Genomic DNA, 25,940 nt, shown 5'->3' on the forward strand with positions numbered 1-25,940 from the left:
CCACTCCGCCTGGCCAAAGGAAAGACCTCGAATGCCGGCTAGAGAACGACTGTCAAACCGCAAGCAACCCGAAGAGGAATACTCTTTGATTGCTCACGTGAAATCGGTCACCGCGAGCTACTACATCTCAACGCATGGCGGCGAGAGTGACTCCAGCACAGATGAAGCTATTGCTCATTTGCTTGCCGAAATCGTCATGACCAAACCCAAGTTGCCCAAGCACCTCGGCAGGGACGTCAGTTGCTCTCTGATGTGCTCGCGCATTCATCATCGCAGCGATGCGAATGCTGCTCAGGTACACCCCGTGTTGCTGTACATCAGACTTAAGCCAGACCTCCGGCTTTTCTCTGCCTATCTTCCAACAGACGTATTTTTGGCGGTGCAGACTGATCTGAAAAGCGGGCAGCTGAAGTATGTTGAGGCTCGATTCAACAAGCCGCGATATGGCTCGGGCAAGCTCGTACGCTTGTATTTCTCGGATACGCAGCCAGAGGTATATCAGTTTGCCAGCAAGACCCTATTTGCCTACATCCCGGCCGGGAGTAGCAACAACTCGCACAGTGTGGTGTTCTGCAATCGGCTGGCCGACCAGGGCGAGCGATCAGAACGCCGGGACGCGTCGAACAACGCAGAGATCACTGACAGGTGAACCCGGCCTTTGGCCTGCTTAAGACCTCCTGGTCGGCACTGAGATCTTCGGCTTGTTGCGATAGAGCGGAAAACCATATCACACGGTTGATAAGACCGATTTTGACTTATTCCGGAGGCCGAAGGACTTCAAGGCGACGTTGTCTCCACTCAGGCGGCCTGATGCTGAGCAAGCAGGACTCCGGCCCGTCGCACGACACGCGCGATACCGAAGCCGGTCAGACAGAGTCCTAACATCAGCATCGCTAAACTGACGACCGAGTCTCCGCGCTCATTGAGCGCCGATCGCCCGACAGCGCCCATGTAGACGAACATCACAATCTGGGGCAGTTGGCCGAAAAAGGTGGCGGCCGTATACGGAAAGAGGCCGATCTGCGATAGACCGAACAGACAATTTGTTATGGTTCCGGGGACGGGCGACGCCAGACGCAGCAGCACGATCAGACGCCATCCTTCATGATTGGTCGCTTCGACCGCCGCCTGCCAAACGGGCCGGCGTTGGGCCGCCCTGGCGAAGCGCGAACGCAGCAAATGGCGGGACGTCAAGAACCCCAGAACCGCGCCTGCCGTCGCAGCGAAGGCCGCAATCGGTATTGCTGCAAATCCTAGCATGAGTCCTCCGGCGATACACAACGGAGGCCGAGGAACGAACACTAGCGATCCTACTACGAGAGCGATGATCAGCGCTCCCATGCTGATGAGCGGAGCGCTCTGTAATGCGGTGATTAACTCTATGAACGTCGTCGTCACTGCGGACCACCTTGAGCTTCTTCTGCAACCTAGATCATGCGCGCGCCGTTTTCGGCGAACTCTTTACGATCTGAAGGGCACCTTCAGCAAGGTGCGCAGGCCGGATCAACCGGAAGTTAGGTGGCTTCGAGGGTTGAGATGCCGCTTCGGGGCCGATTCTGTTGAAAACGTCGGCAGTTGCGGCGCAGAGATATCGGTGATTCAGTCTCGCTTATGGGCAGGACTGAGGGTACGTTGCTCTATCGGTTTTTGCTAGAATGGCAGACCCAAGCCGGCCCGATCTACAGCTTCGTGACCTCGAAGATCTACGACGGGAGTGGCATCGTCTACAGCAACATCGGGCGGCCCCCGATTGGTCCGTAGTTGATGGTCAGGATGCTCTTTGATCCTGCTTTGGCACCCGGCCGGAACGGCGCCTCGGTGATGAACTCCACCACCTGCGCGGTCGTTCATAAACAACGCGAATTGTCGAAGCAAGTCAACAAGATCTTCGGTCGCGCGTGAGTGCGCGCTCATTATTTCAGCAAATGAACCTCTACCTCTCGTTCTTCAACAGTTCCGTTAACACGATCTATGAATCGAGCTCCGGCATTTTGACGCGCCGCAACCGCAGCGTGCAGATCATTTCCCATATAGTGAAGTGCGACTCCGTCGTCGACGCCAACTCCACTGCTCATTGCACCCGTCGCAATGAGACTGCGAAATTTAGGGGCCCGATCCTCTTCGCTCGAAAAATGGGGGCAATAGCTGCCGGAAAGAAACCCGAGGCAAGCAAGAGGAACCAGTTGATTGGGAAGCGAATCCGTCAGCCCTTCTTCATACCAAACCATCGCCCCAGCACTGGTCCCGGCGAGAATAACTCCATTCTCCCACGCCGTCCTAAGATGCCGATCGAGGTCCCACTCCATCCACAGTCCTAATAGGCTTCGGGTATTACCTCCTCCGACATAAACAACGTCCTGGTCGAGAAGAAAGGATGCCAAATCCGCAGAGGGCAATTTGAACAATGAGAGGTGGCTCGGTTTACAGTCCAAGCTATTAAAGGCGGAATAGTAGCGGACAGTATACCCGTTCGGGTCGCCACTTCCGGAAGCGAGAAAGCACACTCTTGGTGTTGGCCTCCTCGCCTGGGCCAGAATGTATCGTTCCAGCTTCAAATTGGCCGGCTCTGTCGAAAACCCGCCGCCTCCCATAGCAATGATCTGTGCTTGCATGTGCCTCTCTCTATGTCTGTCGTGTGGCGATGTCGCAGGATCGTATCGAGACGTTTGTAAGATTTCCTATACCGCGCACCGCAATGTCCCCGACCCAATATGATCTCTATTTCTCATGACGCCAATCTGGCAACGGAGGCGGCAGCATATGAGCGGAACGGAAGCAACCATTTTGATTACCTGTTTCGGCCTGCGAACCACGTTCCTAAGCAGCAGCCAATTCTCGCCTCCGCGCGGGTCACCAGAACACCCACTCCTCACATCCGATTTTCAAATCCCTCGCCGCCAATCGAATCGCATTTCTATCTGCCTATGACTATCTTGTCAGTATCGCTCACACCCTTCTGAGCATTCCTTTGACGGTCTATAATATCTTGATCATGAGCGCTGGCGCCCGCGCCTGATGTTCTGGTCGCGATAGCAACATTGCGCATTCGAAGCGAAGGGAAATGCAGCGCTTATTGACCCGCAGCAGTCCCCGTACCTTACTGGCTGGAACCGAACACGTAGTTCTAGTGCATTGACATTCGTCTCTTGCCGCCCTCTTTGGCGCGCGTCGCTTACGTCATTGCAGGATGACACGGCCTCATCCGCCGGTGAAATTGTCGTGTGACGCGCTCGCATTAGTTTAGCTAAGCCGCTTGACCTCTTCGTCGCCAGTTGCCAGCGAGTCAGGCAAGGCCGCAGCGAAGTGGACCGGTGCGCCAGCTCGCGCGAACTCTGGCCAGCCTTGTTAATGGCAACCTGCATATTGAACTCTCCCTTGAGCTCATTTCCCTGATCAGCCCCTCCCCGCAACCCGCGCCCTATCAATCTTGATAGCTGTCAATGCCATGCTGGTGACGTACGCTTGCATCTAATGAGATATCATCTCGCGATAACATGGCAAGGCCAATCGGCGAGCCTGTTTAAACCTGACCGATTAAGCCAGATCCACGCAATGAGGATCCTAACCGCACTGCGAGATGCTTTGGAGGCACCCCAGCGACCACAGACTATCGCCTTGATCGTACCGTGACCACTCCAATTGATCGACGACGCGGACGGCGCTGGAGCGCCCCTTAAGATGCCAACTTAAGTACTATCGCATCCCTTTGAAGAAGTCTGAAGCCACTCAGAATTCAAAAAGATGAAGCAGAGACGTGCTGAGCAGCGACAATATTATACTTGAGGACACGACGCTTCGGGATGGCGAGCAGGCGCCGGGCGTCGCGTGATCGAAAGAATAAAGGCGAGAGATATTTGACGCATTAGTCCGGGTCGGATTGCAGTGGATCGAAGTTGGCATTCCGAAAATGGGAGGAGACCAGCTTCGCCTTCTTCAGGAAGTCGTTGAGTATAATATCGAGCGGAAGCTAGTCGCTTGGAATCGAGGGGTTCGAGACGACGTCAACCAATCTCTCGGTCTGGGATTTGACGCCGTACATATCGGGCTGCCGACATCGGACGTTCACCTCCGACAGAGCATCGGCAAGACTCGGACGTGGGTGCTCGAAACCGCGAGCGATTTGGTTGTTTACGCGAAAGACCGAGGTGCTTTTGTTTCGATAAGCGCTGAAGACGTTGGACGCACGGATGAGTCGCTTCTCGTCGACTACGCGGGGCGATTGAGCGAGTTGGGCGCAGATCGAACGCGATTGTTCGACACGATAGGAATTATGACTCCAGAAAAATATGCAAGGAAGCTTGCGCTTGTAAAGAACTCCACCGCGATAGACGTGCAATGTCATTGTCACAATGATCTTGGGCTCGCCGTCGCCAACACACTGGTCGCGCATCGCCTCGCTCAATGGAACCGGGTAGACTCGTGACTGTTCGTAATCGTCCGCCGAGGGCCGCCCTGGCAATTTGGTGTTGGCTGAGAACTGACCTTATGGACAGAGAGAAGGACAGTGCCCGGATCGGGCGACCTGAGGTTGTCGAGACGGGTCGACGGCGGCGCTGGTCTGAGGATGAGAAGCTCAAGATCGTGCTGGAGAGCCCATCGCAGTGGATGATGCCGCGTAGCCTCCGAGCAGTCTCAAGCCATGAACCGCGCCGCGGTCCGGTGCATAGGCATAGACCACCCCAGGCGGATCAGGTCCAGCTCAAGGCCTGTCATCGCGCGACAGCCCCCCAGAAGTAGCCGGTCTTGGTCCGGCCGCGCCCAGGATCCAGCACCGGCGCCGGGGTCTCATCGACACAGAGCTTCGGAGCGGCGAGGAGCCTGCGCAGGCTATGCCACAGAGGCTTCAGCTCCCGGGCGGCGCAGCCGACCCAGTAGGCGAGCGTGGAACGGTCGAGCGATATGCCGTGGGTCGCCAGCATCTGCGTCTGACGGTAGAGCGGCAAATGCCAATGGTACTTTGCATCAATGACATGCGCGACAAGCCGCTCGGTCGGCAGTCCTCCCTTGATCAATCGTTCAGGCACGGCGTGTTGAAGGACGGCGCCATGGCTACGCAACGAGATCAAAATGAGAGTTTGTTTTCGTTCCCCGCAATGAGCCTTTGAATGTTCTGCTGATGCTTGACAACAACAATAGCCGCCATCAGGCCGGTGAATAGATGAAAATAGAAGGCGTGACCAAAAGCAGGTATGAACGAAATGGCCAAGAAAAAGAGTGCCGCGCAAATCGTGCCAAGGGAAATAAACCGGGTTGACGCGACGATGATCACGAAGAGACCAACGCACATGAGAGCCATCAACCAATCGAGCATAAAGAGCACCGATACCGCTGTAAGAGCTCCTTTGCCTCCCTTAAACCCAAAATAGACCGGCCAATTGTGCCCTACGACGGCACCCGTGCCTGCCACCAGCAGACTGACACAATCCGCTGTCTCTCCGGAATAGGTGTAGACGCCCACGTACAACCCGATCAGACAGGCAATTATTCCCTTCAGGACGTCACCAACAAGAACGAACGCCGCAGCAGACATTCCGAGCACTCTCAGCGTATTGCTGAGCCCCGCGCTCCTGCTTCCGTGACTGGTTATGTCCTTGCCGTAAAATTTCCCGACGATCACGGCTGTATTGAAGCTACCAATGACGTAGCCCAAAAAGAAGGCGGCGAAAGACTTTAAGGCATCCATCAGCATTGTTTCTCGCTTCGTCCTGTCGGCGTCGACAATTTCGCCCGAGCGACGTCGGCCTGACTGGAGCATTCAGGAATACGCAGATCTGCTTACGGGCGCCAGCTGAACGGCCTGCCCATATATGACATCAACCAGCAACGCAATAGCATTGAAGAGCGATGCCTCGAAACGTCCATCAAGTGGTCGAAACTCGCCGCGAAATCGAAACCCTTGAGGTTTGGCCCGATCCCGACTTTGCCTCGCCGTGGCCAACCAGAAACAGTCAGGACGATACCACGCGTTTGTTATAAGGCCTCCGTCGGAGCAACGACGGCCGTCCGGGCTCTGACGATACCTGCAGCGTAGGCTGCGAACGCAATAGTCACCGCAAGCGCTAGCAAGGAATAGAGCCCGGTTGGCCCGAGCGGTACGAACAGCGCGCCGACCACGAGGGGGCCTGCGGCAAGGCCGCAATCGATCCATGACCAATAGGCGCTCGCCCGCTCGACATTCGTTCCCCCGGTCTGCTTCGCAACGAGAACCCGGCCGACCGTTCCAAGGAATGCCCGACCGATAATGATTGTGCCGGTGCCCGTATATATGAAACCCGCGGCGACGCCCAGCAATCCGATAGTGATACTGACGACGGAAATCCCGAGCACGCGATTCGCTCCGATGCTTTCGACGATGCGTCCGCCGATCAAGGAGCCAATCACGATCGTCGCGCGCAAAGCGGCAAGTATTAGCCCTGCCGTCAAAAGCGCGGAACCGACCGAAAACCTTTGAGCGAAAAGAAGCGAAAGCGTCATCGGAAGCGAGCCATCAACCGCGACCATTAGCGTGAAGAACAGCATGTTGAACAATGATGGCTTCCATCGGCTTCGAGATCGCGTTGCCTGCTCGGCCGAGATGTCGCGCAAAGCAGGCAACGCCAGCGAGACCGGCACGGCGAACAGACCAATGACTCCCAACACTAAAAAGACATCTCGCGGGCCCAGGTAAGCCGTCGCGAGCGCACCGCCGCTCAACGCGATCGCGTTTCCTAGTGTGCTGATCGCTCGACTAAGGCCCACGAGACGTCCCGCTGTCTTTCCATCACTGAACGCATAAACAGTTGTGAGAACATTCAATGCTCCATAGGCTAGGCCCCAGAGGCAGCGACCCGCCAACAGCAGCATGAGGCCCTGAGCCAGGCCGTACAGAAACGTAGAAACCGCTGCGGTCAAAGCGGCGCCGACCATCAGGGCTTTGCCGCCGAATCGCCCTGTGAGCCCTCCAATCCATCCGTATCCGAAGATGCAAACAATACGGCTCAAAGACAATACAACCCCGACCCACGGAAGGGCGATCCCGAAACTTGCGGCATGCAATGGCAAAACAATCCCGAGCAGACCGTCCCCCATCCAGACGAGACCGAGTGCGCTAGCAGACAGAACAACAGAACGGACGGTTTGGGAAGACTCGTCAGTCATGAATTGGCGGCTCCGACGGGCACGTCCACTCTTTCGATAGATTTCCCCATGACATTCAGATTGTCATGTCGTTGAAGCGCGCGCCGCTCGCATTGGCTTCGCGGAGGACCAGGGTCAACGGCAATACCATGACGTATGACATGCGTTGATCCTGACCGATCTCGGCGATCGAAATTATCGCCGCTATCCGCTCCTTTTCTACCAGATCGAGGCCGCTTAGATCGATAACGAACCGCACTCTGCAATGATCGTCAGCCTGATCAACCTCGAACAGTGTTGCTTTCATCGCTGCGCGAGTTCCCTTGACCTTGGAGTTCGTTTCTTGTGGTCGATGGTTTACTTCGATGAGCTCGCTGGCTAGCTCGAGATGGATGCGGCTGCGGGTTTCATGCCAGCGACGGCCAAAGCCAAGTCCGATCACGATCTTGGCAGTCGGCGATTCGTGATGCAGCGTCGCGCCCTCGAGATCAGCCGGCAAACAACTCATGCTCTCCCTCTCCCCAATTAGCTCGGCAGACGAAGATATCTCTTGCCGACCGAACTGCACCTTCCTGTCGTGAAGAAGATGAACCTCTCCCGGATCGCGACCTAACCAGGCCCTCAATAGTTTTTCCGTTGTTAGCTGGGACGCGCAAATTTCTTCGACATTCATGAGATACGAGGCGCAGAACGGGCCAAAGATGGATCTGGGATATCTCGTCATCAAGCTTGATAACGGGCTCGAGCCTACTTCAGTTCGGAGACTTTGCTCGCTCAGCAAGCTTGTCACTTCTCTTATCCACCCTACCGACTGACTTACGCAGGACGCTTCCACAAGGTTATGAAACGTAGCTAACTCAAATGCTGGATGGCTAGTGTAATAGTTAAACTCCACAAGGTCACCAATCCGCACCACAGGCTTGCGTCGCATCGAGACCGAACTTCGCATTACGTAGTCCCGGTAGCTGTGCGCCGCGGTGATCAGGGATGACATGATCGGCTTGGTGAAGAACGTGTTTGACGGCAGACCAGGAAATCGATCCACGTGTTTTCTAATTGTTTGGAATTCCAGTGGCCGGATCGAGAAGTTTTTGTAGCTCCGGCCCTCGCCGTTTGCGGCATGCGGATGCTGCTTATCGATATCATGATCGAATTCAAGTATTGGAAAATATTTGTGAAAATCCACGTGCACACCCTGCACGGTCAGGTTCACCAGTTCATGATCGGAAACGATCCGATAGCTTTCGAAGCCTTGGGCTTGCAGCACGTTCAGGCATTTGTCCGCATCCGACACTATTACGTCGAGGTCAGCCGCAGATCTGAGATCGTCTATACGGCCGCTTGTCAGATATCTTGTTCCTCCCTTCAAGTATATCATCTCCACCCCACTTTCAGCCAGCACACTCGCTACCCATTCGAGCACTCGTTTCATACGCTCGTGCTCTCTTTCGATTTCGAGCGCTACTTCGGACAATCGCGCAATGAGGCGCCTGGTCCTCTCTTCCTGCCGCGACTCTCTCAGTCTCTTGAGCGCGACACCGACTACTTTGTGCATTCCGCACGCGGCCTCGACGTCACGGTCAGGAAATTCCAGAATTGTACGCAGCGGTCGCGAACCGAAGGCCCACATCGCGATTGGAAATAGAGCTTCGATGTGCTCGATGTCCGCTTCCGCACTCATCGCTGTCTCCGAGATGTCAGGATCATACGCTTTACGGCTCGACAACGCAGTCTGTTAGCCCCGATTGCACGTCCGCATCGATCTCGCCCATATCGCACCGCGCAGCGTCATTTGACAGAACATCCTAAGGACGACATATTTATGACATACAACCACGATAAACTAGAGCGCAATGAGGCCGGCCAATGAGAATTGTCATCGTCTTCTGCAACGTACGTCAAGAGAGCGACGAGTGAACAAGCGGCGCTTGGCACGCATAAACACGGGTTTCGCGCAGGTCTGCTTTGTCGGCGCGTTCAGCCGATCAGATTGCGCTGGCCGGCATATCATTGTTGTCATTCACTGGTCAGAGGCGGGGGCGAGCGGGGCCAGATTTGTTGGTTCGGCCTAAATCCTGCAGTTTCTTCTTTTGCCAATGTCGGCCGGGATGTCGAAGGGTCGCGATTGGCACAAGCTCGACCCCTAGGCTGGGGTGCGCCCACCAAGGATAGCTTCTTGCGTTGGGTCGACTCACACAATAGGAGATGATTCATGATTGGTGGCCACATGAAATCACTATCCATTTCTCACGATGGGATTTGTGTCACCTTGCATTCAAACGACGCTAATGAACTAGAGTCCATCAAAGCCTGTTTCGAGTACTTTTGGGATAGCAAATACTCTACAGATCCATTGAAGAGATGGTCCGTCGTGTCCCACAAGGTTTCTTCTGTCGGAACTGTAACAGATATTGCACAATTGGCGAAAAGCGCGGGCCTGTTCAAGGATACTTCAACCAAGATGGGAATAGTCGACGGAAGACACTGCTATTTGCATAGCTCACAGGACAAGACGTCTCTGACGGCCTTCGATCTAGCAAACGGCGTTGTCGACTTTTACCACGAAGAGGACCCAATTGAGCTGAGTTATTTGCGAAATCTCGTTCGAGAGCCTGTGGCTGCACAGTACCAGCAGACGAAACATCTAAATATACATGCTTCGGCCTGCTCAATTGATTCCAAGGGAATACTCATGCCAGGCCTTAAGGGGGCCGGCAAATCCACTTTGCTGGTCCATTTATTGGGCAAAGGCGCACGATATATCGCAAACGATGCCGTACTATGTACGAGGCGCGATGACTCGCTTACTCTAACCGCTTATCCTCAATGCGTTAGATTGAGCAAAGAAACGATCGAGAATAGCAAGGCTCTATCAAGCGTTTTTGTTGGGACAAGCAACTATAACTTCCTCAACGAAAAATTCGAATTTTTACCTTGCTTATTTGATAGATGTTTTCCGATGCATCAACTGTCATTCCGTTGCGGGCTTGAATTGATCTTGGTTCCCTCTCTTGATTTGTCCAGAAATGATTATTCGATAGAGTTCGACAAAGACGGCAGCAACGCGCTTTCGCTGCTGCGTCAATCATTGTTTTATGGATACCATAACTACACTTGGTCTCCGTTTTTCGACGATCTGAATGACTCGTCAGTTGACGTATCCAACCTCGCCCGTGTTTTCGCATCTTTGCCGAAGGTCTGCCATTTGAAGTATGGGATTTTGGATGATGATCAGCAGCAGAGATTATTCGACGATGTATCGGAAATCGTAACTTGAGCGCAGCATTGAGCCGCAAGAAATGCGGATCTGACATATTCGCGTAACGCACGCCCCGACCCCCCCCCATCGACCCTCTTGCTTTGGCACTTGGCCGCGGCGCGGGACTGACCGGCCGCGGATGCGCTCCGGTCTCGATCGGACCGACCGGTTCTCGAAGAGTTGAATGGCCGGTTAGGTCTCGTCCGTCGGCGGCATCAAGCGAGCGACGACTTCGGACGTAACTCAGCTTTGTTGCGGCCGCCTCGAATTCAACTCTTGCCGTCGACCATCTATGTCCGACGGCAATCGAAATTTTGCTGCCGGATGAGTACACCTGCGCTGGTCTGGCGGTGGTAAGCGCATGTAGTCACCATAGCTAAACTTCAAAAAGCTATCGGGATCCTTGATGCCAAAGACTATCGAATTCTCGAATTGTATTTCTTCCGGTCTTTCCAACCAAAGGCGCGGGTACCCAAAGGGGCGACCCCTGGGTGTAGGAAAGGCCAAGATACGGACTAACTTGGTTTTACGTTGCCTCATTGAGAGCTGTTTAATTCTATTAAACACCCAGCGGCGCGGGATCAAATTCAGAAAGGCGTACCACGCCCTAATACCGCTTGTTCCGGCCGCTACGCGGCCAGCTTCTGCATACAGCAGCTTGCGTAGAACGAAACAATAGAAGCAGTGCACAGCGCGCAAAGGAGCAAAGTCGGGAGTGCTATCCATCGGAAATATATCCAGGACAATCCCCGTTCGCATTTTCATGTGTTCTTGTCCCACACGCACAAATTCCGAATCCCTGCGCCGCATCCGAGCATATCCCCATGGGTGATGCGGGTCGGTCTCATGGTCCTGATAGAAGAACCTGCTTTGATCCAAGTCCAGTTTGCAGGCTTCCTTAAACTTTTCGTATTCTGGCCTCATCATTGCGACGTCTACGTCATCGTCCCAGGGAATAAATCCGCCATGGCGCACAGCGCCGAGCATGGTACCCATGAAGATGCAGTAGGTGATGTTATTCTTCCTGCAAACGCGGTCAATTTCTAGAAGCATCTCGAGAAGAACCATCTGGAGGCTTCGAAGCTCTTCGTTAGAGTACTGATGGGCTCCGTTTGCTTTCATGCGATCCTCGTTGACGTCTGCCGAACTACACCCTTCGTACCCTAGCGACGCCCTCGAAGAGCTCACAGCAGGCTCAGATACCAAGACTTCGAATATGGTCTAGCGCCGCCGTTCGAAATTCATCACGCCAGCATCGCTGGTGCATAGCGCTGAATCTTCGCCAGCAACTCTTCCAACGAATTCGCGATGATGGGCTTCCGCCCCAGGCGGCCGGGACCGGCCGCCAACGAGCCATGCATTTTCCAGTTGCCATCGATGCCGCCCTCGACCGCGATCATGTGTATTTCGTCGATCTTTCCAGTAAAATGACTCTGCAATCGTCGCGCTGCGTCGGCCAATGGCGCTTAGGCCCGGTGAATCGGTTGCTCAAGGACGCAAACCACCATGAGCGATTTTCCCTCGGCCACCACCATTTCGCGCCGAGATTGGATATGAAGCTGCTCGGCAGTCTACGTTCGTTCATCTTGCTCTGACTCGGAGAGGGATCGTAGTCGGGATAGTTATTCAAGCAGCATTCGGCCGCTGTCTTATAGGCGGCAATCTCACCGAGGCTGAGAATCGCAGTAAGGCTGCTCCAATCCCCTCGATTAGGACGGGCGGCCAACAGTCCTAGCGCAGCGCCTAACTCGACCGACGCAGATCTCATCCGAATGCCACGAGCGCGCACGCCACAATGTCCTCTTCCAATACGGGGCTTTTGCAGAATACGACTGATCGACTCAAAAAATCACCCTATCAACATTGACAGGTGCCGAAGTGCCACTAAGAGCGGTAAGGCTGCGGTTGGCACATGATAGATTGTCGTAGCCTTGAGGTGTTTCGGAAGACTTCAAGGCTTCTGTGAAGCCAGGAGGATGACCTTCCTACGTTGAAAGCCCGTACCCTTGCTGGCCTAGCCGGCAAATTGAAGAGAGCTCACGTTTTGCAGAGCTTCTGTTTCTCGGTCGAACATTGGCGGAAAGATCCAGAGTGAGCTTTCGAAATGATCCGAGCGCGCGATGAGTAGCTCTCATCGAGGCTAATCGGTTAGGCCTAGTCGGAATGCCGAAAGTCAAACGGGAGGTCACTCCTCTTGAGCAGATCAGACGACGTCACCCGAAGTAACCTACGACAAACTGGCGAGTGTGACACGTTTCGGTTAGCGTTGATCTCCCCGAGGAAAAACTGTCTCGCATTCGATCCCGACACGTGTCATTGTCGCCGATTTGGCTTGGGGGTCCATGGCACACAGACAAACATCCACGGCAACCAGATCAGCAACCGGTTCATCTGATGACTTGGCGGAAACACAATCTGCGCTTGCGGTATCTCGAGGCGGAGGCGATTGAGATTTTGCGTGAATCAATCGCGGAATCCCGCAACCCTGTGATGCTCTATTCCATCGGCAAGGACTCAAGCGCCATGTTGCATCTTGCCCAGAAAGCCTTTGCCCCGCGGAAGCCGCCCTTTCCGCTGCTGCACATCGATACGACGTGGAAATTCCGCGAGATGATCAGATTTCGAGACGACACAGCCCAATCCGCGGGCATGGACCTGTTGGTTCATATCAACGAACAGGGCATACGCCGGGGCATATCCCCGATCCATTCAGGCTCCTCTGTTCATACCCAAGTGATGAAGACCGAAGCCCTACGTCAGGCCCTAGACAAGTGGAAGTTCGACCTCGCCTTAGGCGGCGCAAGGCGCGATGAAGAGCGGAGTCGAGCCAAGGAGCGGATCTTCTCGCATCGCGATGTCGGCCACGCGTGGAATCCACGGAATCAGCGCCCCGAATTGTGGCGGCTGTTCAACACCCGCATTCGGCCAGGCGAATCGCTGCGCGTTTTTCCGCTGTCCAACTGGACTGAACTCGACGTCTGGGACTACATTCGCTCCGAAGGTATCCCCGTCGTACCCCTCTATTTCGCTAAACCGCGCCCAGTCGTGTCGCGGAACGGTACACTGATCGTAGTAGACGATGCGCGCCTGCCACTGCTTTTAGGCGAAGAACCCCGCGTACTAACCGTCCGATTCCGCACGCTGGGCTGCTATCCACTGACAGGGGCGATCCGCTCCGATGCCGATACGCTGGATGCGATTGTTGAAGAATTGAGCTGCTCGACCAGTTCGGAGCGGCAGGGGCGGTTGATTGATCGCGACGATAGCGGTTCGATGGAGAGGAAGAAGCGCGAGGGTTACTTTTAATGCATGCGCCCGATAACGCCTCGTCAAGCGCGGGACAGACGCTGGGCCGGACCGACAGTCGACCGGCGTTGCGCTTTCTCACGTGCGGTTCGGTCGATGACGGCAAATCGACGCTAATTGGTCGTTTGCTATACGAACAGAACCTTATTCTGGACGACGATTTCGCGTCGCTGAAATCCGAATCGAGAAAATTCGGCGCGGTTGGAAGCGATATCGATTTCGCTTTGTTACTTGATGGTTTGGAGGCGGAGCGCGAACAGGGTATCACAATTGACGTGGCCTACTGCTATTTCGCGACCCCGACGCGCGCGTTCGTCGTCGCCGATACTCCGGGTCACGAGCAATATACGCGCAATATGGCGACCGGCGCATCCAATTGTGAACTGGCCGTTTTGCTTGTCGATGCGAGGAAGGGGCTTCGGACCCAGACGCGTCGGCATGCCATCATTGCGAGCCTGCTCGGTATTCGTCATATTGTCTTGGCCGTGAACAAGATTGATCTGGTCGATTATTCGCAGGTGGTATTCGAGGCGATTACCGCGGAGTTCGCTGGCTTTGCTTCTGAGCTCGGCTTCAAGGAATTCATCGCCATTCCGATCTCGGCGCGTTATGGAGATAACGTTTCCTCGGTAAGCGGCAATACCTCATGGTACAATGGGCCCCATCTCCTCCGCTATCTAGAGACGGTGGAGGTTGAAAATGATTCCCGGCAGTATCCCTTTCGCCTCGCAGTCCAGTGGGTCAATCGACCGGATCTCGATTTCCGGGGCTATGCCGGAACGGTCTGCAGCGGGAGAGTTCGCGTCGGCGACGAGCTTGTCGTATTGCCAGCGGGCCACGTCAGCCAGGTCAAATCAATCATCAGTTCGGCTGGCGCGGTTGCAGAGGCCGAGGCCGGTGACGCAATCACAATCGTCCTGGAAGACGAGATTGACATCGCTCGTGGCGATATGCTGGTCGCGCCGCGCGATCTACCGCCGGTCGCGGACCAGCTTTCCGCACATGTCGTCTGGATGTCGCCGATGCCACTGCTGCCCGGCCACTCCTACCTGATGAAGATCAACAAGAAGACGCTGCTGGCGACAGTGACGGAGGTCAAGCATCGCATCGATCTAGACGGAGCCGGCGAGGTTAATGCCAACATACTGGAGCTCAACGAGATTGGCGCCTGCGATTTTTCAATCGCCCGGCCGGTGCCGTTCGATGCCTATGTTGATAACCCTAGTACCGGCGCCTTTATTCTGATCGATCACACGACGAATGAGACCGTGGCCGCTGGCATGGTTGACTTAGCACTAGGTCGTACAACCAACATTCATCGTCGGCCAATCACCATCAGCAAGGTCGAGCGTAGCCGGCTGATGAACCACAAGGCAGCGGTGATGTGGTTTACCGGCCTTTCCGGCGCCGGCAAGTCGACGATCGCGAATCTCGTGGAGGCGGATCTGCATGCACGGGGAATACATACGATCATGCTGGACGGCGACCATGTCCGGTACGGGCTCAACAAGGACTTGAGCTTCACGCCGGCCGACCGCGTCGAGAATATGCGCCGGGTTGGCGAGGTCGCTAAGTTGATGACCGAAGCTGGCTTAGTGGTGCTCTGCGCATTTATCTCGCCATTCCGCGCAGAGCGGCAAATGGTGCGTGAACTTATCGCAGAGGGTGAGTTCATTGAGATCTTTGTAGACACTCCGATCGAGGTTTGCGCTGCGCGCGACCCGAAAGGGCTCTACCGACGCGCTTATCCGGGAGAAATCAAGGACTTCACGGGCGTGGATCAGCGGTACGAAGCGCCTGAACGTCCTGAGTTGCACCTGCTCGCAGCTCAGGACAATGCCAGGACGCTGGCCGATCGGGTAGTTGAACAGCTCGTGCGACGAAACATTTTCTAGCTGGCTATCCTTGTCAATGATACTGAAGGTTGGTCTCTCGGCTCCTACGGCGGTCGTCAGTAGGCGCTTTACGACCGGTATGGAGTGGCTTCTTCTGTATCTGGCGAGTGGCTTGGGAAAGTTCGTCGGTCATATCGTCGCATTCCGAAGGGCAGGCTCCGTTCCTTCGGCGACCACCACGAAAGATGCGTGATAGGTCTCTGGCAACCTTAACGTCAATGCTCCCACGCCCGGAGCTATGCAGTAAAGTGGGTGATCACCGGCGTTCTTCGCCACAATCGCGCAGCTACGTGAGATTTGTCCCACATGGCTCACCCGAAATGCGAGTCGGCCGCGTTATTCGCCACTCCTTCAAGAACGAGGCCTTCTCCTCCTCGCTATAGAAGTGATCCATATAGCGATTGCCGTCATAATAGAGCGAGACGACGTCGTGGGGGACTTCCACCGACTTCAACATGCGTTTGTACAGATCCCCATATTCCTTCTTGCTCGCCTCATTCGCGTTGATCAGCTTGAAGTCCGGCACACCGGTAAATTCGCCGACGACCCGCTCCAGATGGTTCAATCTTTCCAGCTTGATGACCAACACCGCGATGTTGTCCTGCCTTATGATCGAATAGCCCTGTCGCGCGTCAAAGTGATGGCCGTAGACGTCGACCCCGAACACCGCCTTCAATTCCCTATTGAACCACTCGAACTGGTATCCGTGCTCACACCGTCCATTCTGCGTCGCCCGCTTTCTGATCCCCTCGGCGCACGCCTCCAGCAATGAAGTGTCCGGCGACAAGTACCCATTTCTGAAAAGCTCACCCATGTGATAGAAGAAATGCGAGCAATCTCTGCTCAGAGGCTCTCTCACCAGCGTGATTATTTTTAACTCGCGCGCCCGCTTTATTCTGTCGCTGCAGTATCGCGAGCATTTGCTGATGATTTCCCGTTCCTCGATCTCCGGCTCCCACGCCAATTCGGGTATCAAGTCATAGATGAAGCTGTCTGTAAGCATATGAACGTGAGTGACATTGACGCCTAGCGTGGCTAGGCTGTTGCAGATGGACGACGAGCCGACCTTTCCCGGCTGGTAGACCAATATGTCGTTCTCGCAGTAATGTTCCGGGCACCACCAGTTCAAATACAGACTTCGCTTTTTATCGTTCGGCAAAGCTCGCTTGTGACGCTTGATCGTGCGATACCATTCGTCGACGCGATCATCGTCGATGCTGTCAACAACGAGCTCATCGAGCTCGGCGAGGGAAAATATCTGATCAGCGGCTATGTCCAACCGTTGCAGGTCGTCCGTGATCTCCCTATGATTTTCCGCCAAACCTGTAATGACGACCATGGGCGCCTCTCGCGCGCACATCGTCTTCAGTTGCTCAGGCGAGATGATGGGGAGGCCGCTCATATGCCCGGTTTTATGGGCATCACAAAAATGGGTCACACGCGCGCCTTCAAAGTAGTTTTTCAGGATCTTATAGGTCTCCACGCCCGTCACGCCCGCGCCATACAGAACGATTCTTCTTTCGAAGATGCTTGCAAAGCGTCGCTCTGGATTTTTGATGCCAGCCACAGCTCATTGTTCCTCATGGTCCGGTATCGGCGATCTGTGGACGGAAGCCGCGATGATCGCGCATCGAAGCACGCGCAGCTCTCTACGCGCTGCCTTCCACGGTGTCTTACAACCGAATGACCATCACCACCCCTATCAATATTGACAGGTGTCACGATGATGTCGCGGGCCTAAGTTGAGCGCGCTATCGGGAACATTCAGGATTCTATGAAGCCAGGAGGATGACCTTCTGTGTTGACGTCGAAAGCCCGTACACTTGCCGGCCTGGCCGGAAAATTGAAAAATGCTCAGGTGTTGCCAAGCTTTTTCTTCCTGGCGCGGGACTGGAGCGACAATCCCGACCGAATTTTCGCAAACATCCGGGCTCGTGACGATCTCACCGGCGACATTCTTGTGCGGTCTAGCGCTGCAAACGAGGATTCTCAAGACGCGTCGTTCGCCGGGCGATATTTGTCGAAGCGATGTCGCCGCGAGGATGCGCACGTCGCAAGTTCGATTGCCGAGGTCGTCGCGTCCTATGGCGACGTTGCTCCGGACGACGAAGTCTTGGTGCAGCCATATCTCGCCAAGACGCTTGCTAGCGGTGTTGCCTTCAACGTCGACCCGAGGTCCGGCGCTCGCCGTGACATCATCAACTATACGCTCAACAGCGATACTTCGCTTGTAACGTCGGGTGGCGCAGGCCGCGTCGAGGTGTACATCGCAAGCCGGCACCCCGGCACCAATCATCCCAAGCCGCTGGGCGACGTGATTCGTCTTATGCGCGAGCTCGAGGAGCTCACGGGCGACATCCCGCTAGACATCGAGTTTGCCGTCACATGCGACGGTCAGCTGGTTCTGCTGCAGGTTCGGCATCTTGTCGTGACGGCGAGATCGCCATTGACTGCCCAAGAGCAGCTCCAGGCGCTGAACCAGATCCATCAATCACTGGTCAGCATCCTGGGGGACAGGAAAGGAATGCTCGGAAAGCGTAGTCTTCTCGGCGTGATGCCTGACTGGAATCCCGCTGAGATGATCGGCCTCAGGCCGCGTCCGCTGGCGCTGTCGCTCTATCGATTTCTCATCACCGACGGAGTCTGGGCGCGTCAGCGTTATAAATACGGTTACCGCGACACGCGCGACGTGCCCTTGATCATCGCGCTGCATGGCCTGCCCTACGTCGATGTCAGGGCAAGCTTCAATTCTCTCCTGCCCTCAAGCCTGGACGAGGCCACGGCGGAGCGTTTCGTCGACGCGTGCCTAGATCGCCTTGCGGCCAATCCGCACTTACACGACAAGGTTGAATTCGAGATCATCCCGTCCTGTTACAGCTTCGATGTCCGCGACAAGCTTTCCCATCTTGCCGGGCTTTCGGATCGAGACCGGAAGATCATCACCCGCGAGCTTCGGGGGCTCACACGCAGCTTCCTGTGCGGCGCTGCGGGCCGGCGCGTCTGTCGCGACGAGGAGGCCATCTGGCGGCTCGAAGAGCGCCAAGCTGGTCTCCACCGCCATGACGAGTCGCTAATCTACTGTCTCTACCAGGTGCTGAGTGATTGTCGTCGCTATGGCACGGGTCCTTTCGCGGGCCTCGCCCGGGCCGCATTCGTGGCAACGGATCTGTTGCGCTCCGCGGTGAACGTCGGCCTGCTGCGGCAAGAGGACTCCGAGCGGTTTCTGCGCTCGCTAAACACGCCAGCGTCCAGGCTGTTGGCGCATCTGCCCCTTCTGGACCGCCAGCAATTCCTGCAGCGGTATGGCCATCTGCGCCCTGGCACCTACGACATCAGGATTGCTTCGTATCGCGAGAGCCCCGACCGCTACCTTCCCGCCGTTGCCGACGGTCCGCCCGAGCCGGCCAAGACGGCCTTCACCCTTTCGCCAGCAACGATCATGAAGCTTGAGGACGGCCTTGTCCATCATGGCCTCCCTGGGACCGCGGATGGCTTCATGAGCTTTCTAGCGCGCTCGATTATCGGGCGCGAGACGGCCAAATTCACCTTCTCCAGGTCGGTATCCCAGGCGCTTGATCTGGTCCACGCGATCGGAGCGGACTACGGCTTCACGCGCGACGAGCTCTCATTCGCGGACGTCCGCGATGTCCTGGAACTCAGGCTCTCTACCTGGGGCGCCAGGGACGTGTTGCGGCGATCGATAGACCTCGGAATGAGCCGTTATGAAAAAACCAGCGTTGTCGCGCTACCGCCGCTAATCAGTTCGCCCGAGGATGTGTGGGCCTTTCATGTTCCGAGCGTGAAACCCAACTTCGTGACGCAGCTCATTGTGGAGGGGCCCGTCCGGACCGCGCAGGCTGAAGATCTTTCCGGAGCCATCGTTCTCGTGGCGAACGCCGATCCCGGCTTCGACTGGCTCTTTGGCAAGAGGATCGGCGGCCTCATTACCGCCTATGGTGGCTCCAATTCCCATATGGCGATCCGTGCAGCCGAGCTCGGTCTTCCTGCCGTGATCGGCGCCGGAGAAAAGCTGTTCGAGATCTGGCTGCGCGCGAAACACCTCCGCATCGATTGCGGCGTGGAAAGTGTCGAGGTGCTAGCCTGATGCTGGCCGCACTGACCATGCGCGTCGACCGGGTTGAGCATCGCGACGAAGAGCGCGATGGGCTCGACCGGCGATGGCTGTGCTTTCTGGCGACGTGCGGGCTGCGTTGTCTTCCCCTTCCGAACTGTCCGACCTCGGTCGCGGAAATTATCCGTCGCAGCGCTCCAGACGTCATCGTTCTGACTGGCGGTGGAGACGTCGCGGCGGTGAGTGGAACGTTCGGGATCAGGGACCAGGTAGAGGCGTTGCTGCTGGAATGGGCGGCCGAGCACGGGAAGCCCGTCATTGGCGTGTGCCGTGGGATGCAGGTCATTATGGCCGCCGCTGGCGCCAAATTAGTACGCGTCAGCGGCCACGTCAGAGCTCGTCACCGACTTCTCCCTTCCGGCAGGATTGTGAATTCGTACCACGACTATGCGGCGGCCGATCCTCCAACGGGGTTTGTGGCGCTGCAACGCAGTGATGATGGCCTGACCGAGGCCTGCCGAGACACGGCTGGGCGGATCTTGGGAATCATGTGGCATCCCGAACGCGAGGACCCGTTCGACGATCAGGACAAGCGCCTCTTCGCATCCCATTTGTTCGGAGGAGACCCGTGAGAGCCGTCATCCTGGCCGCCGGTCGTGGCTCACGCATGCGCGAGCTGACTGAATCTCATCCGAAAGCTCTGGTTCGGTTCAACGGCCGAAGCCTCATCGAACGCCAGCTTGAGGCGCTAAGACAGGGCGGAGCAACGGAAATCGGCATTGTGACGGGATACCGCGCCAGCTGCTTTGCAGGCATGGCCGACCACCGCTTCTTCAACCCTGCATGGCAGCGTGCCGGAATTGTCGCATCGCTCCGATGCGCCGCGCCTTGGCTCGAAGCCGGGCCGGTGCTGGTGAGCTATAGCGACATTTTCTATTCTGCCGCGACAGTGAGGACACTTCACGACGCTAGCGGCGCCCTCGTCGTCTGTTACGATCCGGACTGGCTACGGCTCTGGTCAATGCGATTTACGGATCCACGCTACGATTCGGAGACCTTCGAGCTCGATGCGGACCGCCGCGTCGTCGACATCGGACGGCGCTTGCAAGGACGGGAGTTGCCGAGCGGCCAATATATGGGCCTCTTTCGCATCGAGCCTTCGGGCTGGCGACAGCTTCTCGGCGCATTGGATGCCTTACCTGACCGCGAACGGGCCGGGGTCGACATGACGACGCTTCTTAGAGAAACCATCAACCGCGGAGCGGCGATCGATGCCGTCGCGAATCGTGGCCCTTGGGGTGAGATCGACTCCCCGGAGGATATCAAGATTTACGAACGCCTCTATCCTGAGTGCTAGGATATGCGTGTCGTGAACCAGCTCCGACACTTTTGCTCGCCTTCGCGAGACAGCGTACTTCGCTATCAACCGTGTGAATTTCCGGAGGCACGCATGACAAAGCACAAATCCATCATGACTTTCGGTACCTTCGATCTGTTCCATATCGGGCACCTGCGACTCCTCGAGCGATCCGCGGCACTTGGGGATCGGCTTGTCGTCTGCGTCTCATCCGACCAGCTCGTGCTCAGTCGAAAGGGACGCCTGCCTCTTTTCAGCGAGCAGCAGCGAATGGATATCGTCCGGTCGATCCGCTGCGTCGACAAGGTCTTCGTCGAGGAGGCCAAGGGATTGAAGCGGCACTATTTGCTCGAACATCGCGCCGACGTCGTCACCATGGGCGATGACTACACGAACAAGTTCGACGAATTCAATGATATTGTCGAGGTCGTCTATCTGAAGCGGACCCCGGACATCTCGACCACGGACATCGTGGCCCAGATCCGCTCGCTCAAACCTGCGCCTTAGAACCGGACATGCCGGGAGTTCCTGCGTGCCGAGGCGAGCCCCGCACGGATCGCGGAATTGGTCGCATGCCGTTCAGAATTGCAGCCGCGACCTATCATTCCTTATAGGTGTCCCGATGATATCGTCGCCATAAGCTGACCATCAACAGACCAACGGCTTCAAAATCAAACCCAATGACAATCAATACCATTCTGCATCAGGAGCCAACCATGGGTTACGAAACGATCTCCGTCTCACCGAATACCGGGGCCCTTGGTGCAGAAGTGAGTGGCGTGGATCTGTCCCAACCGCTCGACGGCCGCGTCGTAGCCGAGATTCGCCGGGCGCTGCTGGAGAATCTCGTGCTGGTTTTTCGAAACCAGAACATCACACCGGAACACCACAAAGCATTTGCGGCGAGCTTCGGCGAGCTGGATATCCACCCATACTCCGTTCCCCTCGCCGGCCATCCGGAAATACTAGAGATCGTGAAGGAGAAAGACGATCGGGTCAACTTTGGCGGCGGGTGGCATGCGGACATGACCTACATCGAGACGCCGCCTCTTGGGGTCGTTCTGGTCGCGAGAGAACTGCCTCCGCGCGGCGGCGATACCCTGTTCGCGAATTTGTACGCTGCATACGACGCCTTGTCCGATGCAATGAAGCAGCGTCTCGAAGGCATGCAGGGCGTTCATGATGCGGGCGCGACCTACGGCGCGACGGGAACGAAGAGCCGGGAAAATCAATCGACAAAGGTAGTCATCACTGGACAAGCGCAGCATTCGGCGACGCATCCGGTCGTGCGCACACATCCCGAGACCAAGCGCAAGTCGATCTTCGTGAACGATGGACACACGGTCGCCTTGCAGGGGTTCAGTAAACAGGAAAGCAAGGCGCTTCTTTCATTCCTCTTTGAGCATTGTGAAAAGCACGAGTTCGCATTCCGATTGTCCTGGACAGAGGGCACCGTGGTGATCTGGGACAACCGGTGCACCCATCATATGGCGCTGAACGACTATCATGGACATCGCCGCGTGATCCACCGGGTCGTCATCCGGGGAGATCGGCCGTACTGAAGAAGCCGGGTGCCGACAGATGCTTGACGTCTCAATGAGAGGTTACAGCATGCGCTCCCATACCCGCGAATGAGTTCGCGACAAACTGCTGTGAAAAGGACCAGGACGATGAGTCTGACGGGTAAGGTCGCCCTTGTTACCGGCGCCTCAAGCGGCATTGGCCACGCGACAGCCAGAGCTTTTGCCGAAGCCGGAGCAAAGCTCGTCCTGACAGGCCAGAGACCTGAACGGCTTGCCGATCTCTCCGCTCGCATTCCCGATTCGATTTACCTGCCGGGCAACCTCGCCGATGCCGGGCTGCCGGCCGAGCTGCTTCGCGCCGCTCTCCGCAAATTCGGCCGTCTCGATATCGTGTTTAACAATGCTGGATTGAACCACGATGGCACAATTGAGGAAATCGATATCGACGCCGTCTGCGCGATGGTCCGCATCAATGTTGAGGCGAATTTTCGCATCGCGTATACGGTTCTGAAGCACTTCCGTCGAGTGGACGAAGGCCACCTGATCAATTGCTCCAGCGTCATGGGCACCAAGGTACGGGCCACGGCAGGCGCCTATTCGGGCACCAAATACGCGGTTGAGGCCCTGTCCGAGGCTCTGCGCCTTGAGCTCGCCGGCACCGGCGTGCGCGTGTCCTGCGTGCAACCGGGGCTTGTCACGACGGAATTGCACCGCGAGAGCAAGATTCCGCCCGCCATCGAGCGCAACATCGAACGTCCGCTTCGTGCGGAGGAAGTCGCAGCATTGGTACGGCTGATCGCGGAACAGCCCTCGCACATCAACATCGCCCGCCTGCTTCTTCTGCCGCAGGATCACAGGATCTGAGCCAAGACACCAATGGCAGTCGGAGACATGCGTCATTCACCTGGTGTTCAACCTTCGACAGCGAGTATGCCATGGAACCCAAATTGATCGCCGGCAACTGGAAGATGCATGGCACATTGGCCGAATGCATTGCGTTGGCCTCAGCGCTGAGGGAAAAAGCGCGCAACCAGACCGAACGCGGCTGCGAATTCGTCGTCTTTCCGCCGACGCACCTGCTCGTACCGGTTGGACATGTGATCGCGGGCACGGGCATCGGCCTGGGAGGACAGGACTGTCACGTTGCTCGGTTCGGTCCATACACCGGCAATGTTTCCGCGGCGATGTTGAGAGATGTCGGCTGTCGATACGTCATTGTCGGCCATTCTGAACGCCGTGGCCCGCATGGAGAAACCGACGGTCAAGTGAGAAGCAAGGCACAGGCAGGCATCCGCGAAGGGATCACACCGATTGTTTGCGTCGGTGAAACCACCGAAGACTATGCTGCCGGACGTGCGACTTCGGTCATCTCCAGGCAGCTTATAGCATCCGTTCCCGACACCGCCATGCCGGAACGCATAGCCGTCGCTTATGAGCCCATATGGGCCATCGGCGCTTCTTCCAGCGCGACAATCGACCATATCGGCAACATCCACTCCGCGATCCGCTCGACCTTGGGCGGGATATTTGGGCGAGACAAGGCGCTGGCGATTCGCATTCTCTACGGCGGTGCGGTTGGGCCTGAGAGTGCGCCGCGAATTCTTCAAACCGTCGATGTCGACGGCGTCCTGGTGGGACGCGCGAGCCTCAATGCTGCTCATTTCTTGTCGCTCGGCGCTCCATCCAACTGAGCCGCGGCCGACCGGTGGCCCTCGCACCGCCGATCGGCGACAGCATCCCTCCTTGCCGGGGCCAAACATGAGTGACTACGGAATCATCACGGGCGATCACAACCTTGACATGGTCGAGCGCGCGTTCGGCGAACGCGGCCTCGCCCCGGCTAGGATCGAACTCTGCCTTTCGAAGAGCGGTAGCCCAAGGCGAGCCGATGGCGGTTGTTTTTACGACGAAACCTCGTTCATCGAGGCCATCGTCTCGAGTTGCGACACCAGGCGGCCGGTATGTGTGCTGTCGAACTGCATCGACGACGACGCGACGGTCGTCGAGAGCCAGTTGGTCGAACTGCTGTCTGCCAGGGCGATTCCCTTCGTAGCCCACCCGCACCGCACGGCCTCGATCGCTCTCGACAAGTGGCGGACGAAGGAACTGTGCCACGCTCTGGGAATAGCGACTCCCAAAGGCTACGTCGCCAACTCGGCCGAGGAGTTCAGAGCGGATTTCTTCGCCGGAGATGACCTGGTCGTGTGCAAGAGGGTGAATGGTTCGGCTGGTGACGACCAGAAGATGATCCCCGCACGCGGCTCGTTCGCGCACCTCGATTTCACAGCGGGACCTTATCTAATGGAGCAGTTCATCAGAGGACATGAAGTCTCGGTCAATGTATTCGCCACAAAGGATGGACTCTGTCCCATGCCGATCATGCTCAAGGGGCCGACGCGCCCAGACAACGTTCACGCCCTGGATCGCGTGAGGATCATTCCGCCTCAATACGATGGCACACTTCATACGGCGGTCGTGACGGCCTGCAGGCAACTCTGCAGCGCGTTGGATCCCAATGGATGGCTGGAATTTGAGTTTGTGGTGGCCCGGAACGAGCTCTATCTGTTCGAAATCAACGCACGGTATTCGGGAACAACACGCGCGGCCCATTTGGCAACGGGCGTAAATCCCTATCGAATAGCGCTCGATTATGCGCTGAACGGGACGATGCCGTCCGAGTTTCCAGCCTCGCATTTTGTCGCCGAGCTTCCAATGACGGAAATCCTAACGCCGGCGCCCGATGATGATTACATCATGTACAGCTCCAGCAGACCGCGTCCGGGCCGTCTGGGCCGACAGATCATGGTCGCTAGCTCACTGGATGAGCTGCTGGCGAAGATCCGGCGCTACGCTCCGGTGGCGCGGCGCGATGAATTTCAGACATCGGTGCTCAGCTACATGCGAAGCCCATGTCTCTAACCACGCTTTCTGGCCATTGCCGGACGAGCGGACTTTGGCCGTACAGCACGCGACGATGGCCGCGAGGACCGCATGAAGGCGAACCAAGCCTATACGTACACCGATAAGGAGCTTCAAAGCCTCCAGATGGTGCTTCTGGAGATGACTCTGGAAATTGACCGGATCTGCAGGAAGAACGGCATCCCGCTATAGCGTCTTCATGGGCACCATGCTTGGCGCGGTGCGTCACGGCGGGTTTATTCCCTGGGACGTCGACGTCGTGCTGACGAGGCCCGAATATGAGAAATTCCGCGAAACCTGCAAGCACGAGTTGGATCAAAGCAGGTTCTTCTATCAGGATCATGAGATAGATCCCCATTATCGCTGGGGATACAGGCGTCTGCGGCGCAGGAAATCCGAATTCGTGCGTCTCGGGCAGGAGCATATGAAAATGCAGACGGGCATTTTCATCGACATCTTCCCGATGGATGGCCCCCCCGATTTTGCCCCTTGA

At 56.6% G+C, this 25,940-nt stretch carries 21 protein-coding genes and 2 pseudogenes; 14 read left to right on the forward strand and 9 right to left on the reverse strand.

All coding sequences use genetic code 11. The features are described from left to right. Window positions 1-649, forward strand: a pseudogene (locus QX132_RS32735) (hypothetical protein); the annotation flags it as partial. A gap of 149 nt (window positions 650-798) precedes the next feature. Here the strand turns inward: QX132_RS32735 and QX132_RS32740 are convergent. Together QX132_RS32740 and QX132_RS32745 are read right to left on the reverse strand one after the other, a co-directional pair. Further along, entirely contained in the window at window positions 799-1,398 is a 600-nt protein-coding gene (locus QX132_RS32740) for a TVP38/TMEM64 family protein (RefSeq protein WP_316163844.1), read from the reverse strand. Between the two features lie 515 nt (window positions 1,399-1,913). Continuing rightward, window positions 1,914-2,612, reverse strand: a complete 699-nt coding sequence (locus tag QX132_RS32745; protein ID WP_316163845.1) for a Type 1 glutamine amidotransferase-like domain-containing protein — start codon at window positions 2,610-2,612, stop codon at window positions 1,914-1,916. Window positions 2,613-3,850: 1,238 nt separating this feature from the next. On the opposite strand from QX132_RS32745, the gene QX132_RS32750 reads away from it, so the two are divergent. After that, window positions 3,851-4,423 (forward strand): hypothetical protein, encoded by a 573-nt coding sequence (locus QX132_RS32750; protein ID WP_316163863.1) that lies wholly within the window; start codon window positions 3,851-3,853, stop codon window positions 4,421-4,423. Window positions 4,424-4,592: 169 nt separating this feature from the next. Here QX132_RS32750 and QX132_RS32755 read toward each other — a convergent pair. From QX132_RS32755 to QX132_RS32770, 4 genes and pseudogenes are all read right to left on the reverse strand, one after another. After that, window positions 4,593-5,048, reverse strand: a pseudogene (locus QX132_RS32755) (transposase); the annotation flags it as partial. Between the two features lie 14 nt (window positions 5,049-5,062). Next, window positions 5,063-5,689: a glycerol-3-phosphate 1-O-acyltransferase PlsY gene (gene plsY / locus QX132_RS32760; protein WP_316163846.1), complete on the reverse strand. Its 627-nt coding sequence runs from the start codon at window positions 5,687-5,689 to the stop codon at window positions 5,063-5,065. A gap of 281 nt (window positions 5,690-5,970) precedes the next feature. Next, entirely contained in the window at window positions 5,971-7,137 is a 1,167-nt protein-coding gene (locus QX132_RS32765) for an MFS transporter (protein WP_316163847.1), read from the reverse strand. A 55-nt stretch (window positions 7,138-7,192) separates the two neighbouring features. Continuing rightward, window positions 7,193-8,797 carry a nucleotidyltransferase family protein gene (locus QX132_RS32770; RefSeq protein ID WP_316163848.1) on the reverse strand — a complete coding sequence of 535 codons (1,605 nt, stop codon included), beginning with the start codon at window positions 8,795-8,797 and terminating at the stop codon, window positions 7,193-7,195. Window positions 8,798-9,328: 531 nt separating this feature from the next. On the opposite strand from QX132_RS32770, the gene QX132_RS32775 reads away from it, so the two are divergent. Next, on the forward strand, window positions 9,329-10,393 hold the full coding sequence (locus tag QX132_RS32775; RefSeq protein ID WP_316163849.1) for a hypothetical protein: 1,065 nt from the start codon (window positions 9,329-9,331) through the stop codon (window positions 10,391-10,393). Between the two features lie 225 nt (window positions 10,394-10,618). Here QX132_RS32775 and QX132_RS32780 read toward each other — a convergent pair whose 3' ends face one another. Together QX132_RS32780 and QX132_RS32785 are read right to left on the reverse strand one after the other, a co-directional pair. Further along, a complete protein-coding gene (locus tag QX132_RS32780; protein ID WP_316163850.1) occupies window positions 10,619-11,497 on the reverse strand; it encodes a phosphorylcholine transferase LicD in 879 nt (292 codons plus the stop codon). Window positions 11,498-11,619: 122 nt separating this feature from the next. Then, entirely contained in the window at window positions 11,620-11,775 is a 156-nt protein-coding gene (locus tag QX132_RS32785; RefSeq protein WP_316163851.1) for a hypothetical protein, read from the reverse strand. A 994-nt stretch (window positions 11,776-12,769) separates the two neighbouring features. Between QX132_RS32785 and cysD the strand changes: the two genes are divergently transcribed. Continuing rightward, window positions 12,770-13,681, forward strand: a complete 912-nt coding sequence (gene cysD / locus QX132_RS32790) for a sulfate adenylyltransferase subunit CysD (RefSeq protein ID WP_316163852.1) — start codon at window positions 12,770-12,772, stop codon at window positions 13,679-13,681. Next, a complete protein-coding gene (gene cysN, locus QX132_RS32795) occupies window positions 13,681-15,576 on the forward strand; it encodes a sulfate adenylyltransferase subunit CysN (protein ID WP_316163853.1) in 1,896 nt (631 codons plus the stop codon). The genes cysD and cysN overlap by 1 nt, the downstream gene beginning before the upstream one ends. Window positions 15,577-15,862: 286 nt before the next feature. On the opposite strand, the gene QX132_RS32800 is transcribed toward cysN, so the two are convergent. Next, entirely contained in the window at window positions 15,863-17,143 is a 1,281-nt protein-coding gene (locus tag QX132_RS32800) for a putative capsular polysaccharide synthesis family protein (protein ID WP_316163854.1), read from the reverse strand. A gap of 234 nt (window positions 17,144-17,377) precedes the next feature. Between QX132_RS32800 and QX132_RS32805 the strand changes: the two genes are divergently transcribed. The 9 genes from QX132_RS32805 to QX132_RS32845 all read left to right on the forward strand — a co-directional run bounded on the left by QX132_RS32805 (window position 17,378) and on the right by QX132_RS32845 (window position 25,940). Next, complete coding sequence (locus tag QX132_RS32805) at window positions 17,378-19,681, forward strand: PEP-utilizing enzyme (RefSeq protein ID WP_316163855.1); 2,304 nt, start codon at window positions 17,378-17,380, stop codon at window positions 19,679-19,681. After that, window positions 19,681-20,280 (forward strand): gamma-glutamyl-gamma-aminobutyrate hydrolase family protein, encoded by a 600-nt coding sequence (locus QX132_RS32810; RefSeq protein WP_316163856.1) that lies wholly within the window; start codon window positions 19,681-19,683, stop codon window positions 20,278-20,280. Before QX132_RS32805 ends, QX132_RS32810 begins: the two co-directional genes overlap by 1 nt. Then, window positions 20,277-21,005, forward strand: coding sequence for a phosphocholine cytidylyltransferase family protein (locus QX132_RS32815; RefSeq protein ID WP_316163857.1), 729 nt, complete (start codon window positions 20,277-20,279; stop codon window positions 21,003-21,005). The genes QX132_RS32810 and QX132_RS32815 overlap by 4 nt, the downstream gene beginning before the upstream one ends. A gap of 114 nt (window positions 21,006-21,119) precedes the next feature. After that, window positions 21,120-21,512 carry an adenylyltransferase/cytidyltransferase family protein gene (locus tag QX132_RS32820; RefSeq protein ID WP_316163864.1) on the forward strand — a complete coding sequence of 131 codons (393 nt, stop codon included), beginning with the start codon at window positions 21,120-21,122 and terminating at the stop codon, window positions 21,510-21,512. A 209-nt stretch (window positions 21,513-21,721) separates the two neighbouring features. Next, a complete protein-coding gene (locus QX132_RS32825) occupies window positions 21,722-22,567 on the forward strand; it encodes a TauD/TfdA dioxygenase family protein (RefSeq protein WP_316163858.1) in 846 nt (281 codons plus the stop codon). A gap of 108 nt (window positions 22,568-22,675) precedes the next feature. After that, on the forward strand, window positions 22,676-23,392 hold the full coding sequence (locus QX132_RS32830) for an SDR family oxidoreductase (RefSeq protein ID WP_316163859.1): 717 nt from the start codon (window positions 22,676-22,678) through the stop codon (window positions 23,390-23,392). A gap of 71 nt (window positions 23,393-23,463) precedes the next feature. Beyond that, complete coding sequence (gene tpiA, locus QX132_RS32835) at window positions 23,464-24,219, forward strand: triose-phosphate isomerase (RefSeq protein WP_316163860.1); 756 nt, start codon at window positions 23,464-23,466, stop codon at window positions 24,217-24,219. Between the two features lie 67 nt (window positions 24,220-24,286). Further along, window positions 24,287-25,447 carry an ATP-grasp domain-containing protein gene (locus QX132_RS32840; protein WP_316163861.1) on the forward strand — a complete coding sequence of 387 codons (1,161 nt, stop codon included), beginning with the start codon at window positions 24,287-24,289 and terminating at the stop codon, window positions 25,445-25,447. A 154-nt stretch (window positions 25,448-25,601) separates the two neighbouring features. Continuing rightward, window positions 25,602-25,940 carry a LicD family protein gene (locus QX132_RS32845; protein WP_316163862.1) on the forward strand — a complete coding sequence of 113 codons (339 nt, stop codon included), beginning with the start codon at window positions 25,602-25,604 and terminating at the stop codon, window positions 25,938-25,940.

The sequence above is a fragment of the Bradyrhizobium sp. SZCCHNRI20481 genome (assembly GCF_032485055.1).
In the GTDB taxonomy this organism is placed as follows: Bacteria; Pseudomonadota; Alphaproteobacteria; order Rhizobiales; family Xanthobacteraceae; genus Bradyrhizobium.

Excerpts from the sequence above, each read along its gene's own strand:
- QX132_RS32765 (WP_316163847.1), bottom strand. The coding sequence starts at position 7,137 with ATGACTGACGAGTCTTCCCAAACCGTCCGTTCTGTTGTTCTGTCTGCT.
- QX132_RS32825 (WP_316163858.1), top strand. The coding sequence starts at position 21,722 with ATGGGTTACGAAACGATCTCCGTCTCACCGAATACCGGGGCCCTTGGT.
- QX132_RS32785 (WP_316163851.1), bottom strand. The coding sequence starts at position 11,775 with ATGATCGCGGTCGAGGGCGGCATCGATGGCAACTGGAAAATGCATGGC.
- QX132_RS32770 (WP_316163848.1), bottom strand. The coding sequence starts at position 8,797 with ATGAGTGCGGAAGCGGACATCGAGCACATCGAAGCTCTATTTCCAATC.
- QX132_RS32810 (WP_316163856.1), top strand. The coding sequence starts at position 19,681 with ATGCTGGCCGCACTGACCATGCGCGTCGACCGGGTTGAGCATCGCGAC.
- QX132_RS32820 (WP_316163864.1), top strand. The coding sequence starts at position 21,120 with ATGACTTTCGGTACCTTCGATCTGTTCCATATCGGGCACCTGCGACTC.
- QX132_RS32745 (WP_316163845.1), bottom strand. The coding sequence starts at position 2,612 with ATGCAAGCACAGATCATTGCTATGGGAGGCGGCGGGTTTTCGACAGAG.
- cysN (WP_316163853.1), top strand. The coding sequence starts at position 13,681 with ATGCATGCGCCCGATAACGCCTCGTCAAGCGCGGGACAGACGCTGGGC.
- tpiA (WP_316163860.1), top strand. The coding sequence starts at position 23,464 with ATGGAACCCAAATTGATCGCCGGCAACTGGAAGATGCATGGCACATTG.
- QX132_RS32780 (WP_316163850.1), bottom strand. The coding sequence starts at position 11,497 with ATGAAAGCAAACGGAGCCCATCAGTACTCTAACGAAGAGCTTCGAAGC.
- QX132_RS32830 (WP_316163859.1), top strand. The coding sequence starts at position 22,676 with ATGAGTCTGACGGGTAAGGTCGCCCTTGTTACCGGCGCCTCAAGCGGC.
- QX132_RS32840 (WP_316163861.1), top strand. The coding sequence starts at position 24,287 with ATGAGTGACTACGGAATCATCACGGGCGATCACAACCTTGACATGGTC.
- plsY (WP_316163846.1), bottom strand. The coding sequence starts at position 5,689 with ATGCTGATGGATGCCTTAAAGTCTTTCGCCGCCTTCTTTTTGGGCTAC.
- QX132_RS32775 (WP_316163849.1), top strand. The coding sequence starts at position 9,329 with ATGATTGGTGGCCACATGAAATCACTATCCATTTCTCACGATGGGATT.
- cysD (WP_316163852.1), top strand. The coding sequence starts at position 12,770 with ATGACTTGGCGGAAACACAATCTGCGCTTGCGGTATCTCGAGGCGGAG.